This is a genomic window from Pseudomonas sp. WP18, from assembly GCF_036689585.1.
GTDB lineage: Bacteria > Pseudomonadota > Gammaproteobacteria > Pseudomonadales > Pseudomonadaceae > Aquipseudomonas > Aquipseudomonas chlororaphis_E.
The window spans coordinates 3,616,094-3,631,145 of the sequence record NZ_CP144758.1 but is presented as its reverse complement, the minus strand read 5'-3'; the positions used below and the strand labels follow the sequence as shown (position 1 = coordinate 3,631,145).

Sequence of the window (15,052 nt, the reverse complement as noted above, 5' to 3'; positions counted from 1 at the left end):
AGCTTGCTCCCTCGCCACAAGTGGATCAGACCTTGACGATCCAACCCGCTGGCGCTTCGACGTCACCGGTCTGCACGCCGGTCAGCTCTTTGTAGAGCTTCTGGGTGATCGGGCCGACTTCGGTTTCGCTGTGGAACACGTGCAGCTTGTCCTTGTAGTGGATGCCGCCGATCGGCGTGATCACCGCCGCGGTACCGCAAGCACCGGCTTCCTTGAAGTCCGACAGCTTGTCGATCAGCACGTCGCCTTCGACCACTTCCAGCCCCAGGCGCGATTTGGCCAGTTCGATCAGCGACAGGCGAGTGATGCCTGGCAGGACCGATGGGGAGTTGGGGGTGACGAATTTGCCGTCGTGGGTGATGCCGAAGAAGTTGGCCGAACCGACTTCCTCGATCTTGGTGTGGGTCAGCGGATCGAGATAGATGCAGTCGGCGAAGCTGGCCTTCTTGGCCTGGGAACCCGGCATCAGGCTGGCGGCGTAGTTGCCACCGACCTTGGCCGCGCCGGTGCCTTGTGGGGCGGCGCGGTCGAAGGTGGAGATCAGGAAGTTGTGCGGGGTCAGGCCGCCCTTGAAGTAGGCGCCGACCGGGATGCAGAAGATCGAGAAGATGAACTCGGGCGCGGTGCGCACGCCGATGTTGTCACCCACGCCGATCACGAACGGGCGCAGGTACAGCGCGCCGCCGGTGCCGTAGGGCGGGATGAAGCGTTCGTTGGCGCGGACCACTTGCTTGCAGGCTTCGACGAACTGTTCGGTGTCGACGTGCGGCATCAGCAGGCGGGCGCAACTGCGCTGCATGCGGGCGGCGTTCTGGTCCGGGCGGAACAGGTTGATCGAGCCGTCCTTGCAGCGATAGGCCTTCAGGCCCTCGAAGCATTGCTGGCCGTAGTGCAGGGCGGTGGAGCCTTCGCTGATGTGCAGCACATTGTCGTCGGTCAGGGTGCCGGCGTCCCAGGCGCCATCGCGCCAGTGCGACAGGTAGCGCTTGTCGGTCTTGATGTAGTCAAAGCCCAGTTTGTCCCAATTGATGCTCTCGTTACCCATGACACCCTCTATTGCTTAACAACCGTCGAAACGGTTCAAGGCTTCTGACGTTTTTTGGATGGGGACAACAATACTTCATTCCGGTGTTGTTTCGCAGCCTGTAAGGGCGAAAACCCGACTGTTTGGCGCTCCGCAAACCCTGTGGCGAGGGGATGAATCCCCTCGCCACAGGTGCTCATCAACCTCGGGGGGTCACACATGCAACGCATGCCCCAACGCCCGCAGCGCCGCTTCCTGAACCGCCTCACCCAGCGTCGGGTGGGCGTGGATGGTGCCGGCGATGTCTTCCAGGCGCGCGCCCATTTCCAGCGACTGGCCGAACGCGGTGGCCAGTTCCGAGACGCCCACGCCGACGGCTTGCCAGCCGACGATCAGGTGGTTGTCCCGGCGCGCCACGACCCGCACGAAACCGCTTTTCGATTCCAGGGTCATGGCGCGGCCGTTGGCGGCGAACGGGAAGCTGGACACGATGCAGTCCAGCCCGGCCGCCTTGGCCTCGTCCGGTGTCTTGCCCACCACCACCAGCTCCGGGTCGGTGAAGCACACCGCGGCGATGGCCGCCGGGTTGAATTCCCGCTGCCGACCGGCGATCAGTTCGGCGACCATTTCGCCCTGGGCCATGGCCCGGTGGGCGAGCATCGGTTCGCCGCTCAGGTCCCCGATGGCCCAGACATTGCGCATGCTGGTCTGGCAACGCTGGTCGATTTTTACCGCCGCGCCGTTCATCGCCAGATCCAGCGCTTCGAGGTTCCAGCCCTGGGTGTTAGGCCTGCGCCCCACGGCCACCAGAACCCGGTCGGTCTCAAGGTTCAGGCTGTCGCCAGCCGGGTCACGGACTTGCAATGTGCTGGCCTGTGCATCGAACCCTTCGACACTGTGCTTGAGGTACAGCTTCACACCCAGTTGCTTGAGCGCCTCGTGCACCGGCTGGGTCAGTTCGCCGTCGTAGGCCGGCAGGATCCGTTCCTGGGCTTCGACCACACTGACCTCGGCGCCGAGCTTGCGGTAGGCGATGCCCAGCTCCAGGCCGATGTAGCCGCCCCCGACCACCACCAGGTGCCTGGGCACCGAGGTCGGCGCGAGGGCTTCAGTGGAGGACACGATCGGCCCGCCCAGCGGCAACATCGGCAGGTTGACGCTGGTCGAACCGGTGGCCAGCAGCAGGTGTTCGCACTGGATGCGGGTGTCGCCGACTTCGACGGTCTTGCCGTCGACAACCTTGGCCCAGCCCTGGATGACCTGGACCTTGTGCTTCTTGAGCAGCGCTGCGACGCCGGTGGTCAGGCGATCGACGATGCCGTCTTTCCATTCGACGCTCTTGCCGATGTCCAGGCTCGGCGTCGACACCGTGATGCCCAAGGCCGAACCCTGGCTGTGGTGCCGCGTCTGGTGAAACTGCTCGGCCACATGGATGAGCGCCTTGGACGGGATGCAGCCGATGTTCAGGCAGGTTCCGCCCAGCGCCTGGCCTTCCACCAGGATGGTCGGGATGCCCAGTTGCCCGGCACGGATCGCCGCCACATAACCGCCAGGGCCGCCGCCGATGATCAGCAAGGTGGTGTTCAAAGTCTGTTGCATGCCAGCTCCCATGATTAATCGACGAACAAGGTGGCGGGTTGTTCGAGCAAGCCGCGCAGGGCCTGAATGAATTGCGCCGCGTCCATGCCATCGACCACTCGGTGATCGAAGGAACTGGAGAGGTTCATCATTTTGCGGACGACGATCTGGCCCTTGATGACCATGGGTCGCTCGACGATCTTGTTCACGCCGACGATGGCCACTTCCGGCAGGTTCAGCACCGGCGTGCTGACGATGCCGCCGAGGGCGCCCAGGCTGGTCAGGGTGATGGTCGAGCCGGACAGTTCATCGCGGCTGGCCTTGCCGTTGCGGGCGGCCGTGGCGAGGCGGCTGATCTCGGCCGCGCTGTCCCACAGGCTGCGGGCCTCGGCATGGCGCACCACCGGCACCATCAGGCCGACGTCGCTCTGGGTGGCCACGCCAACGTGCACCGCGCCAGAACGATGGATGACTTGGGCTTCGTCGTCGTAGCGCGCGTTCATCTGCGGGAAGTCCCGCAGGGCCATCACCAGAGCCCGTAACAGGAATGGCAGCAGGGTCAGCTTGCCGCGACTGGCGCCGTGTTTTTCATTCAAGTGCACCCGCAGCTCTTCCAGGGCGGTGACGTCGACTTCCTCGACGTAGCTGAAATGGGCGGCGCGCTGGGTCGCTTCCTGCATGCGCTGGGCGATCTTGCGACGCATGCCGATCACCGGGATCTGCTGCTCGTCGTGGTGTTCGGCGTAGCCGGAACCGCCCTTGGCCTGCGTCGAAGGACCTTGGGCCAGGTACGCTTCCAGGTCTTCGTGCAGCACCCGCCCGGCGGGGCCGCTGCCCTGGACCAGGCGCAACTGGATGCCCAGGTCCAAGGCGTGCTTGCGCACCGCAGGGGATGCCAACGGACGTTCATTGGGTTCACGGGCCACCGGTGCCTGGGCGGCCGGGGGTGGGGTGGCAGGTTTTGGTGCCGCGGGTTGCGCGGCTGCCACCGGCTCGGGCGTCGGCGCCGACGCCGGTTTCGCGGCCTGCACCTCGGCGGCCGGCTGTGCCGATTCCTTGAGGTTACCGGCGCCTTCCACTTCAATGCGGATCAGTTCGCTGCCCACCGCCATGACCTCGCCCGGCTCGCCGCCCAGGGCAATGACCCGGCCGTGTACCGGCGAGGGGATGTCCACCATGGCCTTGTCGGTCATGACATCGGCCAGCACCTGGTCCTCGACCACCAGGTCGCCGACCTTGACGTGCCACACCGACAGTTCCACTTCGGCGATGCCTTCGCCAATGTCCGGCATCTTGATAACGTGCGTGCCCATTCAGACCTCCATGACCCGTTTCAACGCCGCACCCACACGGGACGGCCCTGGGAAATACGCCCACTCCTGCGCATGCGGGTAGGGCGTATCCCAACCGGTGACGCGCTCGATGGGCGCTTCCAGGTAGTGGAAGCAATGTTCCTGGACCAACGACACCAGCTCGGCGCCGAAGCCGCAGGTGCGGGTGGCTTCGTGGACGATCACGCAGCGGCCGGTCTTTTTCACCGACTTGACGATGGTTTCCAGGTCCAGCGGCCACAGGCTGCGCAGGTCGATGACCTCGGCGTCGACGCCGCTTTCCTCGGCGGCCACCTGGGACACGTACACGGTGGTGCCGTAGGTGAGGATGGTCACCTCATTGCCGGGGCGGGTGATGGCGGCCACGTCCAGCGGCACGGTGTAGTAACCGTCCGGGACTTGCGCGCTGGGGTGTTTCGACCACGGCGTTACCGGGCGGTCGTGGTGCCCGTCGAACGGGCCGTTATACAGGCGCTTGGGTTCGAGGAAAATCACCGGGTCATCGTTTTCGATGGAGGCGATCAGCAGGCCCTTGGCGTCGTAGGGGTTCGATGGCATCACCGTGCGCAACCCGCAGACCTGGGTGAACATCGCCTCGATGCTCTGGCTGTGGGTCTGGCCGCCGTAGATGCCACCGCCGCAAGGCATGCGCAGGGTCATCGGCGCGGTGAACTCGCCGGCCGAGCGATAGCGCAGGCGCGCCGCTTCGGAAATGATCTGGTCCGAGGCCGGGTAGACGTAGTCGGCGAACTGGATTTCAGCCACGGGCCGCAAGCCGTAGGCGCCCATGCCCACCGCCACGCCGACGATGCCGCTTTCGGAAATCGGCGCGTCGAACACCCGCGAGGTGCCGTACTTGTTCTGCAGGCCTTCGGTGCAGCGGAACACGCCGCCGAAGTAGCCCACGTCCTGGCCGAACACCACGACGTTGTCGTCGCGTTCGAGCATCACGTCCATGGCCGAGCGCAAAGCCTGGATCATGGTCATGGTGGTAGTGGTCATGGCGGTATCCAGCGCAATAGTGTTGTTGTGATCGTTCATGTCAGATCCCCAACTGCTGACGCTGGCGCTTCAAGTGCTCCGGCATCTCTTTGTAGACGTCTTCGAACATCGTCGCGGCGCTCGGCACCTGGCCGCCGGCGAGCGTGCCGTACTGCTCGGCTTCTTTCTGGGCGGCGATGATCTGCGCTTCCAGCTCGGCGCTGACGGCGGCGTGTTCCTCTTCCGACCAGACGCCCTCGCGGATCATGTGTTGCTTGAGGCGGGCAATCGGGTCGCCCAGCGGGAAGTGGCTCCAGTCGTCGGCGGGGCGGTACTTGGAAGGATCGTCGGAGGTGGAGTGCGGGCCGGCGCGGTAGGTGACCCATTCGATCAGCGCCGGGCCGAGGTTGCGACGGGCGCGTTCGGCGGCCCAGCGCGAGGCGGCGTAGACGGCCATGAAGTCGTTGCCATCGACCCGCAGCGAAGCGATGCCGCAACCGACGCCGCGTCCGGCGAAGGTCGTGGCTTCACCGCCGGCGATGGCCTGGAAGGTGGAGATCGCCCACTGGTTGTTGACCACGTTGAGGATCACCGGTGCGCGGTAGACGTGGGCGAAGGTGAGGGCGGTGTGGAAGTCCGATTCGGCGGTGGCGCCGTCACCGATCCAGGCCGAGGCGATCTTGGTGTCGCCCTTGATCGCCGAGGCCATGCCCCAGCCCACGCCTTGGATGAATTGCGTGGCCAGGTTACCGGAAATGGTGAAGAAACCAGCGTCCTTGACCGAGTACATGATCGGCAACTGCCGGCCCTTGAGCGGATCGCGCTCGTTGGACAGCAGTTGGCAGATCAGGTCGACCAGCGGCACGTCGCGGGCCATCAGGATGCTTTGCTGGCGGTACGTGGGGAAGCACATGTCGTCGATGTTCAACGCCAGGGCCTGGGCGCTGCCGATGGCTTCCTCGCCAAGGCTCTGCATGTAGAACGACATCTTTTTCTGGCGCTGGGCGACCACCATGCGGTTGTCGTAGATCCGCGTCTTGAGCATGGCACGCATGCCTTTGCGCAGGATGTCGACGGGGATGTCCTTGGCCCATTCACCCAAGGCGTTGCCCTGGTCGTCGAGCACGCGGATCAGGCTGCGGGCCAGGTCGATGGTGTCGGCCGGCTCCACGTCGATGGGCGGCTTGCGCACCGTGCCGGCGTCGCTCAGATGCAGGTAGGAGAAGTCGGTCTTGCAGCCGGGACGGCCCGAGGGTTCGGGAACGTGCAGGCGTAGCGGTTCGTACGCTGGGTTCATGGCTTTCTACGCTCGATCTTGTGAATTTCTTGTAGTGGGCGCGCTAGCTGACGAATTCCCCGTGGTACGGGGAAATTGTCCTACAACAATCATAGGCTCGACGAGGAAGAATATTTTTCTCTGTTGGCTTGCTGTTCAGATCATTTGCAGATAAAAAATCTGCACAACGATAAAAAACAGGATTATTTGTCTCATGCGTAAATTGGATCGCACCGACATCGGCATTCTGAACAGCCTTCAGGAGAACGCCCGCATCACCAACGCCGACCTCGCCCGCTCGGTGAACCTTTCGCCCACGCCGTGCTTCAACCGGGTGCGGGCCATGGAAGAGCTGGGGGTAATCCGCGAGCAGGTCACGTTGCTGGACGCCGACCTGCTGGGGCTGCACGTGAACGTGTTCATCCACGTCAGCCTGGAGAAACAGGTGGAAGAGGCGCTGCAGCACTTCGAGGAGGCGATCTCCGACCGGCCTGAGGTGATGGAGTGCTACCTGATGGCGGGCGACCCGGACTACCTGATCCGCGTGCTGGTGCCGACGATCCAGTCGCTGGAGCGTTTCATGATGGACTTTTTGACCAAGGTCCCGGGCGTGGCGAACATCCGCTCCAGCTTCGCCCTCAAGCAGGTGCGCTACAAGACGGCGTTGCCGTTGCCGGCCAATGGGTTGACGTTGGGTACCTGACCAAGCGATCGCCCCCGATTCCCTGTGGGAGCGGGCTTGCCCGCGAAGGCGTCAGCACATCCAGCAACGTTGCAAGCTGGCTAGCCGCCTTCGCGAGCAAGCCCGCTCCCACAAGGGACTGTGCAATGACGGTGAGATCCCGGCTGAACAAAATTCGAGCAGGGTTTTGCCCTTAAAGCTGATTGATCGGAATCTTCAGGTACGTCACGCCATTGTCTTCGGCCGGCGGCAGATGCCCGGCCCGCACGTTCACCTGCACCGCAGGCAACAACAGCGTGGGCATGCCCAGCGTGCCGTCGCGCTGGGTACGCATGGCCACGAACGTGGCTTCGTCGATGCCGTCGTGAATGTGGATGTTGTGTTGGCGTTGTTCGCCCACGGTGCTCATGCACTGGGGTTCGCGGTGCTCTGGCGGGTAGTCGTGGCACACGTAGAGCCGCACGCCGGCGGGGAATGCCAGCAGCTTGCGGATCGACGCGTAGAGCTGGTGGGCGTCGCCGCCGGGGAAGTCGCAGCGAGCGGTGCCGACGTCGGGCATAAACAGCGTGTCCCCCACCAGAATCACGTCCCCATCGATCAGGTAGGCCATGTCCGCCGGAGTATGGCCGGGCACATGCAGGGCGGTGGCCTTGAGGTTGCCGATGGCGAAGGATTCGTCGGCGGCGAACAGGTGGTCGAACTGCGAGCCGTCCACGGCAAATTGCGGTTCAAGGTTGAACAGCGTCTTGAACACCCGCTGGACCCGGTCGATGGCCTGGCCGATGGCGATCCGGCCACCCAATACGCGGCGCAGGTAGGGTGCGGCGGACAGATGGTCGGCATGGGCGTGGGTTTCCAGCAGCCATTGCACGGTCAAGCGGTGTTCGGTCACGAACGCGACGATACGGTCGGCCTGTGTCGTTGCGCTGCGCCCCGAAGCCGGATCGTAGTCGAGTACCGGATCGACCACTGCGCATTGCCCGCCGTCGTGCTCATACACGACATAGGTGTAGGTCTTGGATGCGGGGTCGAGAAAGCCTTGGATCTGCGCGGGCATGACAGCGAACCTGTAGGGGAAGAACCGGTTGCAACCCGTAAGGTTTACAACATATGGTCCGCAGCTTAGTGAGGGCCACGGCGTCCTGCAAATGCGATCGCACCTGCCAACAGGTGTGCGCGGCGTGAGAGAGACTTATGTTACTGGCGAGTTTTTTCGGCGTGGCCATGGGCCTGGTCCTGGGTTTGACGGGAGCGGGTGGTGGGATCCTCGCGGTTCCGGCGTTGGTGCTGGGGCTGGGCTTGACCATGACCCAAGCCGCCCCCGTGGCGTTGTTCGCCGTGGGCAGCGCGGCGGCGGTGGGCGCCATCGATGGCCTGCGCCATGGCCTGGTGCGCTATCGCGCGGCGTTGCTGATCGCGCTGCTGGGGGCGGTGTTTTCGCCGCTGGGCATCTTCCTGGCCCATCAGCTCTCGGAAAAGATTCTGATGATCCTGTTCAGCCTGCTGATGGTGCTGGTAGCGGCGCGCATGTTGCGCCGGGAAACCCCGCAGTCCGGGCCAAGCGACCACGGCGCGGCCAGTTGGGGCCAGAAGAATTGCATGCTCGACCGCCAGACCGGGCGCCTGGCCTGGACCCCGCGCTGCACCGCCACGCTGGCAACGCTCGGCGCGGTGACCGGCGTGGTGTCCGGCCTGCTGGGCGTGGGCGGCGGTTTCCTGATCGTGCCGGCGTTCAAGCAACTGACCGACGTGCAGATGCGCGGGATCGTCGCCACCTCGCTGATGGTCATCAGCCTGATTTCGCTGATCAGCGTGGTGGGGGCCTTTCATGCCGGGGTGCGTATCGACCAGGTCGGCGCGGTGTTCATCGTGGCCAGCATCGTTGGCATGGTGCTGGGCCGGCGCCTGGCGGCTCGCGTCCCGGCCCGGGTGCTGCAAGTGGGGTTTGCCGCGATCTGCCTGGGAGTGGCGGTGTACATGTGGGTTCGGGCGTAACTGCATGCGCTTTTTTGTGAGAACCCAGTCCAGGCGAGGAGGGGTTATAGCGGCCTGCACTGCATCGAAAACCCCAGCGCCACCGACTGCCCTTGCTCCAGCAAGCGCAACCCCGGCCGTCCTGGCAGGTGGTGGGCGTTGACCGGGTGGCTGACCGGTTCGATGCAAAAGAACCCCAGGTCCACCGGGCAGTAGAGCAGGAAATAATCGCTGCCGCTGGCCCGGCACTCCAGTTCATAGCCCAAGTCCGGTTGCTGGATCAGGCAGTGCCCGTTCCAACCTCCGAAGCCATTGTCGACCAGGGTGTCCGGCAGCGGGCGGGGTTGCTGGAAGTTCCAGTCGGCCGGCACGTCCGTGCGTTCGGTCGGCATTTTCGTGCTGTCGCACAACCACACTTCGCTGGCGCGGGTTTGCAGGCGTGTACCGGCCGTGCGCGGAAAGTACGGGTGCAGGCCCAACCCATGCCACGCCGCCTGTTCGGCCAGGTGAGTGACGTGCAAAGCGATTTGCAACTGGCCGCCGTCCAAGCGAATCCGCAGGCTGGCGCAGTAGGCGAACGGGGTGCGGCTGTCCAGTTGCAGCAACGCTTCCTGTTCGCTGTGTTCGGTCACTTGCCAGGGTTGCTGCCAGGCACTGCCATGGATCGGAAACGGGTCGTTGGCACTGTTGGCGTCCAGGGCCAGCCAGCCGGACGGGCAGTCGAAACCGCCTTGGGCGATACGGTTCGACCACGGGATCAGCGGAAAGCCGCCGAGCTTGCCGGGCAGGCCGTTGTCCACGGCGTCGGGGACACTCGGGCGTAGCAGCGGGGCGCCGTTGCCGAGCAGGGTCCAGTCCACGAGGCTGGCGCCCAGGTGCGGGGCCAGGGTGAGGTGGGTGAGTTCGTCTTTGAGGTGCAATAGGGGGGGCGTCATGATGATCTTGCCTACTGAGCAGAAATTCTGATGCGAACGCTGTTGTGGCGAGGGGATTTATCCCCGTAGGGCTGCGCAGCAGCCCCAAGACCTGCCGACTCGCTGTGTCAGGCAGATTGAGTCTGCTGTGATGGGGCTGCTGCGCAGCCCTACGGGGATGAATCCCCTCGCCACAAGGGGATTTTTTGTTGACTGTGGTTACAACACCAAATGCGGCAACCAGAGTGAAATGGCGGGGACATAAGTCACCAGCATCAGCACCAGGAACAGCATGGCGTAGAACGGCAGCAGGGCCTTGACCGTGCTTTCGATGCTGACCTTGCCGATGGCGGAACCCACGAACAACACCGCGCCCACCGGTGGCGTGATCAGGCCGATACCCAGGTTCACCAGCATGATCATGCCGAACTGCACCGGATCCACGCCGATACCCATGATCACCGGCATCAGGATCGGCGTCAGGATCAGGATCAGCGGCGCCATGTCCATCACGGTGCCCAGCAGCAGCAACATCACGTTGATGCACATCAGGATCACGTAGCGGTTGTCCGATAGCGTCAGGAATGCGGTGGTGATCTTCGCCGGAATTTCCATCAGCGTCATGATGTAGCCGAAGCTGGCGGCGAAGCCGATCAGGATCATCACGATGGAGATGGTGCGTACCGTACGGTGCATCAGTTTCGGCAGCTCGCTCCACTTGTAGTCGCGATAGATGCACATGGTCACGAAGAAAGCCCACACCACGGCAATGGCGGCCGATTCGGTGGCCGTGAAAACACCCGAGAGGATGCCGCCAAGGATGATGAACAGCGTCATCATGCCCCACATGGCTTCCTTGCAGATCTTCAACGCTTGTTTGAGCGGAATGACCTCGCCCTTGGGGTAGTTGCGCTTTCTCGCAAAGACCAGGCACAGCGCCATCAGGCAGAGGTTCATCATGATGCCGGGGACGATGCCGGCCATGAACAGCGAGCCGATGGAAACGGTGCCGCCAGCGGCGAGGGAGTACAGCACCGCGTTGTGGCTGGGAGGTGTCAGCAACGCTTGCACCGAACCACTGACGGTGACGGCGGTGGCGAACTCACGCGGATAGCCGCGGCGTTCCATTTCCGGAATCAGCACCGAACCGACCGAGGCGGTATCGGCTACGGAGGAGCCGGAGATCGCGCCAAAAAAACTTGAAGCCACCAGGTTGACCAATGACAGGCCACCGCGCACGAAGCCTACCAACACGCTGGCAAATGCCACCAGTCGGCGGGACATGCCGCCCTCGGCCATGATCGCGCCCGCCAGGACGAAGAAGGGAATAGCCAACAACGAGAACTTGTTCACGCCGCCGGTTATCTGAATCATCATGGCCTGGAACGGAATATCGATCCACCACGCCCCGATCAGGGCGGCGGCGCCCAGCGCATAGGCGACCGGCATGCCGATCATGATCAACAACAAAAAACTGCCCAGCAGAATCAGAGCGTCCATTAAGCGGCACCTTCGTTTTCTTCGACCAGGTCGAACTGCACGACCCGACGCTTGCTTTGATCACCCAGCAAGAGTTTTTCCAGGACAAAAATCAGTGTCAGGAAACCCCCGATCGGGATCGGCATGTAGGTGATGCCGACGCGCAAGGTGGGGATTGCGCTCATGAATTGATTCCAGGTGGTCATGCACAGCTTGGTGCCCCAGATAGTCATGAAAATGCACACCGCCGCCATCAGGAGCTGGGTGAAAACCGAAGCCAGGGTTTGCCAGTGCGGGGGCAGGCGGCTGGTGACCATGTCCACGGCCATGTGCGAGCCGGAGCGGTAGCTGGCGGCTGCACCGATGAACGTAAATACGATCATCAGCAAGATGGCGGTGGGCTCCGGCCAGCTTGAGCCGGTACCGAGTACGTAGCGGGCAAACACCCCCCACGGAATCATCAGCGCAACGGCGAGGACAGAAAGGCCGGCCACCCAGATGCACGTCATGTAAATCGTGTCGTTGATACGCAGCAGTAAATTCTTCATCGGGTTCCACCGTAACCGGGCGCGCCCTTTAACCACGGCACGCCCAGCCTTGTCATGAGTTCAGATCCAGAGGGGGTTACTGGACCGCTTCGATACGCTTGATCAGATCGGCATACGGCGCGCCGTATTTGGCCCGGATCGGTGCGGTGGCGTCGTAGAAAGGTTTCTTGTCGACGGTGATGAACTCGACGCCGGCGGCCTTGAGTTTTTCTTCACTGGCGGCGGACTTCTTGTCCCACAGCACGCGCTCTTCTGCCTGGGCTGCCTTGGCCGCCTTTTTCACCATGTCCTGCTGCTCTGGGGTGAGCTTGTTCCAGGTGATCTTCGACATCACGATCGGCTCGGGCAGGATCAGGTGGCCGGTGAGGCTGTAGAACTTCGCGTTCTGGTAGTGGTTGTGTTCAAGCATGGTCGGTGGGTTGTTTTCCGCGCCGTCGATCACGCCGGTCTGCAAGGCGCTGAAGATTTCGCCGGTGTCCATGGCGATGCCGTTGCCGCCCATGGCGTTGATGGTCTCGATGAACATCGGGTTGCCTTGCACGCGAATCTTCATGCCTTTGAGGTCTTCGAGCTTGCGCACTGGCTTCTTGGTGTAGAGGTTGCGCGTGCCGCCATCCATCCAGGCCAGGGCCACCAGGCCGAACTCGGAGTTGGTGATCCGGTCGAGGATCGCATCGCCCACTTCACCGTCGATGACAGCACGCATGTGCGCCTGGTCACGGAAGATGAATGGCATGTTGAAGACGTTCACGTCCGGGACCACAGGGCCGACGATCCCCAGGCTGACGCGAGACATCTGGATCGCGCCGGCTTGCATCTGCTCGATGACTTCTTTCTCAGAGCCCAGGACGCCACCTGGGAAATACTTGAACTTCAGCTCGCCGTTGCTCTCTTTCTCCAGAGTTTTACCCATGGATTCCTCGGCGACCACGGTCGGGTAGCCCTTGGGGTGGATGTCGGCGATCTTGATATCGAGGGCGTGAGCCGCCTGCGCCAGAAAGGCCAGGGGCAATGCTGCGATCAGAAGCGTGCGTTTGAAATTCATGGTCAATCTCCAGTCTTGTTTTTTTTATGGGGCTCATCCAGTGAAGCGGCACTGCAGGTCAGCTCGCGGAGTGGTTCAACCCTCCGAAAGCCGGTTCAGCCAGGCCCTTGACGCCGGGGTTGAGGGCGAACACGCCCCCGGCCAGGGACTGTGGGTCGGTGTCGTCACCGGGGCGGATCGAGGTGACGAACAAGGTGTCCAGGCGACTGCCGCCAAAGGCGCACATCGTCGGTTTCTTCACCGGCACGGACAGCGAGCGGTCGAGCCGGCCGTCCGGAGTGAAGCGATGGATCAGGCCGGCATCGTTGGCGCAGATCCAGTAGCAACCGTCTGCATCCACTGCCGCGCCATCCGGGCGGCCGGGCAACGGTTGCATGTCGACGAACAGCCGTCGGTTCGAGGGGGTGCCGCTGTCGATGTCATAGTCGAAGGCCCAGATGCGCTGGACCAGGGGGTGTGAATCCGAGAGGTACATCGTGCGGCCGTCCGGGCTGAACCCCAGGCCGTTGGGCACGATGAAACCGCTCAACTGCGCCTCCACCGGGCTGCGCTGCCCACGCTCATAGCGGTACAGCCGGCCCTGTTCGGCGTTGGCGCCCATGTTGAGCACCATGCTGCCGGCCCAGAAGCGTCCCTGGCGATCGCAGCGACCGTCGTTCAGGCGCATGTCGGGGCGGCTGTGCTCGACGCTGGCGCACAGTTCGCTGTCCAGGCTGCCGTCGTCATGGGGATGCAGGCGGAAGAATCCGCTTTCCATGCCCGCGACCCAACCACCGTCCTGATGCCGGGCGAGGCAGGCGAGCATTTCCGGGGCCTGCCAGCCCTTGAACTGGCCGGTCTCGGCGTTCCAGCACTGCAGGCCGCCGCTGGGAATATCGACCCAGTACAGGGCGTTTTCCTCGGCCACCCACACCGGGCTTTCCCCGACGGCGTTGCGTGCATCGACAATCAATTCGGCTTGCATGGTGCTTCCCTTGTGCATTCGTATCCCATGAAAACAGTCGGATCAGTCGTCGAACGGGCCGGCCGCGACGAAGGCCCCACCCTGGTAGACCATGGCCGGGTCATCGGCGGCCGGCATGGGCTGTGCCTCGATCTTGGCGCGGAAGATTTCCGAACTGTCCTTGGGCTGGTAGCCCAGGTGCGCGGCGTGGCTGTTGTCCCACCACACGTCGCGGTTGGCCGACACGCCATAGACCACGGTGTGGCCGACGTCGGGGGTGTAGAGCGAGCATTCGATCAGTTGGGTCAGGTCGTCGAAGCTCAGCCAGGTGCTCATCATCCGGCGGTTCTGCGGTTCGCTGAACGATGAGCCGATGCGGATGCTCACGGTCTCGATGCCGTAGCGATCGAAGTAGAAACTGGCCATGTCCTCGCCGTAGGATTTGGACAGACCGTAGTAGCCGTCCGGGCGACGCGGGGAGAGGGCGTCGAGGGCTTCGTCCTGCTTGTAGAAGCCGATCACGTGGTTGGAGCTGGCGAAAATCACCCGCTTGACCCCGTGCTTGCGGGCCGCTTCATAAAGATGGAACACACCGCTGATGTTGGCCCCGAGGATTTCTTCGAATGGCCGTTCAACCGACACGCCGCCAAAGTGCAGGATCGCATCGACGCCTTCCACCAACTGGTGCACGGCCTGTTTGTCGGACAGGTCGCACAGCATCACCTCTTCACTTTCATCGATGGCCGGGGCCATGTTGGCAATATCCGACAGGCGAATGTGTCGGGCGAATGGCTTGAGGCGTTCGCGCAGAACCTTGCCCAGGCCGCCGGCGGCCCCGGTCAACAGCAGGCGATTGAAAGGATGACGAATGTGTGTGGTAGTCATGGAGTTACCTGAGCGAACAGTGAGAGGTATCAGTTATAGGTTGCCGTTTTGACCGCTGGAAAAAGTCCTTGCCGTGGTAACGACCGAACCCATCTACGCCGCCATTTCCCTGTGGGAGCGAACTTGCCCGCGAAAGCGTTGGGTCAGCCCGCATCGATGTTGAATGTGACGATGCCTTCGCGAGCAAGCCCGCTCCCACATTGATCTTCAGCGGCCACAGGAATTTACGTACAGCACAAATCCCCTGTGGGAGCGGGCTTGCCCGCGAAAGCGTTGGGTCAGCTTGCATCGATGTTGAATTTGACGATGCCTTCGCGAGCAAGCTCGCTCCCACACTGATCTTCAGCGGCCACAGGAATTTACGTACAGCACAAATCCCCTGTGGGAGCGGG

At 63.1% G+C, this 15,052-nt stretch carries 14 protein-coding genes; 2 read left to right on the top strand and 12 right to left on the bottom strand.

Going from position 1 to position 15,052, the window contains the following annotated elements:
• Positions 1 to 25: 25 nt before the first annotated feature.
• From V5F23_RS15910 to V5F23_RS15890, 5 genes are all read right to left on the bottom strand, one after another.
• The gene (locus V5F23_RS15910; RefSeq protein WP_042729416.1) at positions 26 to 1,045 is read right to left on the bottom strand and encodes a branched-chain amino acid aminotransferase; all 1,020 of its coding nucleotides are present in this window, start codon (positions 1,043 to 1,045) and stop codon (positions 26 to 28) included.
• A gap of 192 nt (positions 1,046 to 1,237) precedes the next feature.
• Positions 1,238 to 2,623: a dihydrolipoyl dehydrogenase gene (gene lpdA, locus V5F23_RS15905; protein ID WP_123578948.1), complete on the bottom strand. Its 1,386-nt coding sequence runs from the start codon at positions 2,621 to 2,623 to the stop codon at positions 1,238 to 1,240.
• 14 nt (positions 2,624 to 2,637) lie between these two features.
• Positions 2,638 to 3,915, bottom strand: a complete 1,278-nt coding sequence (locus V5F23_RS15900; RefSeq protein ID WP_338495569.1) for a dihydrolipoamide acetyltransferase family protein — start codon at positions 3,913 to 3,915, stop codon at positions 2,638 to 2,640.
• The gene (locus V5F23_RS15895; RefSeq protein WP_042730815.1) at positions 3,916 to 4,974 is read right to left on the bottom strand and encodes an alpha-ketoacid dehydrogenase subunit beta; all 1,059 of its coding nucleotides are present in this window, start codon (positions 4,972 to 4,974) and stop codon (positions 3,916 to 3,918) included.
• Position 4,975: 1 nt separating this feature from the next.
• Positions 4,976 to 6,211, bottom strand: coding sequence for a 3-methyl-2-oxobutanoate dehydrogenase (2-methylpropanoyl-transferring) subunit alpha (locus tag V5F23_RS15890; protein WP_042730814.1), 1,236 nt, complete (start codon positions 6,209 to 6,211; stop codon positions 4,976 to 4,978).
• Between the two features lie 193 nt (positions 6,212 to 6,404).
• Here V5F23_RS15890 and bkdR point away from each other — a divergent pair, with 193 nt between their 5' ends.
• Positions 6,405 to 6,893 (top strand): Bkd operon transcriptional regulator BkdR, encoded by a 489-nt coding sequence (gene bkdR, locus V5F23_RS15885; RefSeq protein ID WP_003202929.1) that lies wholly within the window; start codon positions 6,405 to 6,407, stop codon positions 6,891 to 6,893.
• Between the two features lie 172 nt (positions 6,894 to 7,065).
• On the opposite strand, the gene V5F23_RS15880 is transcribed toward bkdR, so the two are convergent.
• Positions 7,066 to 7,929, bottom strand: a complete 864-nt coding sequence (locus V5F23_RS15880) for an MBL fold metallo-hydrolase (RefSeq protein WP_212802679.1) — start codon at positions 7,927 to 7,929, stop codon at positions 7,066 to 7,068.
• Between the two features lie 137 nt (positions 7,930 to 8,066).
• Here V5F23_RS15880 and V5F23_RS15875 point away from each other — a divergent pair, with 137 nt between their 5' ends.
• Positions 8,067 to 8,867: a sulfite exporter TauE/SafE family protein gene (locus V5F23_RS15875; RefSeq protein ID WP_212802678.1), complete on the top strand. Its 801-nt coding sequence runs from the start codon at positions 8,067 to 8,069 to the stop codon at positions 8,865 to 8,867.
• Between the two features lie 44 nt (positions 8,868 to 8,911).
• Here V5F23_RS15875 and V5F23_RS15870 read toward each other — a convergent pair whose 3' ends face one another.
• The 6 genes from V5F23_RS15870 to V5F23_RS15845 all read right to left on the bottom strand — a co-directional run bounded on the left by V5F23_RS15870 (position 8,912) and on the right by V5F23_RS15845 (position 14,660).
• Positions 8,912 to 9,781, bottom strand: a complete 870-nt coding sequence (locus tag V5F23_RS15870) for an aldose 1-epimerase (protein ID WP_212802677.1) — start codon at positions 9,779 to 9,781, stop codon at positions 8,912 to 8,914.
• Between the two features lie 198 nt (positions 9,782 to 9,979).
• Complete coding sequence (locus tag V5F23_RS15865; RefSeq protein ID WP_042730809.1) at positions 9,980 to 11,260, bottom strand: TRAP transporter large permease; 1,281 nt, start codon at positions 11,258 to 11,260, stop codon at positions 9,980 to 9,982.
• Complete coding sequence (locus V5F23_RS15860; RefSeq protein ID WP_042730808.1) at positions 11,260 to 11,787, bottom strand: TRAP transporter small permease; 528 nt, start codon at positions 11,785 to 11,787, stop codon at positions 11,260 to 11,262. Before V5F23_RS15860 ends, V5F23_RS15865 begins: the two co-directional genes overlap by 1 nt.
• Positions 11,788 to 11,863: 76 nt before the next feature.
• A complete protein-coding gene (locus V5F23_RS15855) occupies positions 11,864 to 12,832 on the bottom strand; it encodes a TRAP transporter substrate-binding protein (RefSeq protein ID WP_042730807.1) in 969 nt (322 codons plus the stop codon).
• Positions 12,833 to 12,890: 58 nt separating this feature from the next.
• On the bottom strand, positions 12,891 to 13,796 hold the full coding sequence (locus tag V5F23_RS15850) for an SMP-30/gluconolactonase/LRE family protein (RefSeq protein WP_123578952.1): 906 nt from the start codon (positions 13,794 to 13,796) through the stop codon (positions 12,891 to 12,893).
• Between the two features lie 42 nt (positions 13,797 to 13,838).
• Positions 13,839 to 14,660: an NAD(P)-dependent oxidoreductase gene (locus tag V5F23_RS15845; protein ID WP_047738886.1), complete on the bottom strand. Its 822-nt coding sequence runs from the start codon at positions 14,658 to 14,660 to the stop codon at positions 13,839 to 13,841.
• Between the last annotated feature and the right edge of the window lie 392 nt (positions 14,661 to 15,052).